1 pseudogene is annotated in these 387 nt (G+C 41.3%); it reads right to left on the bottom strand.

From position 1 onward, the window contains the following. A pseudogene (locus C1E99_RS12070) lies at positions 1 to 387 on the bottom strand (hypothetical protein); the annotation flags it as partial.

Below are 387 nucleotides of genomic sequence, written 5' to 3'. Positions count from 1 at the left end.
AATATACACAGGCACCAATAGCAATGGTTTTCTCTTCTTCATTGAGTTTTCGTGTCACAAAATCTCTCAAAGTCTCGCTACCTTCACTTGGAATTTTTACTCGTGCGATGATATTAGCCACTTTTACTTTCTGGCTGGCGCGCATAATAATATTATTGGAATCATCAAACTGAGTGAAAAGGTATTTTCTAACTGCAAATAGGATGGCGACCGATGCAATACCAATCAAGTAGTCCATGCTTGAGCCATGTTCCACAATCAGTTGGCGAGCAATGGCAACCAGGAGTACCTCAATCACGGTGCTAGGTGACTGTTTGCAAAGCATTTTGATAAATTCGACTCCGACCGCCAAGGTCATTGCACGACTCAGAAAATTTTGAATAAACG

It is taken from the genome of Streptococcus suis, from assembly GCF_002964045.1.
GTDB lineage: Bacteria > Bacillota > Bacilli > Lactobacillales > Streptococcaceae > Streptococcus > Streptococcus suis_U.
Note: the sequence above shows the minus strand (reverse complement) of the source record. Positions and strands in the feature narration are given on the sequence as shown.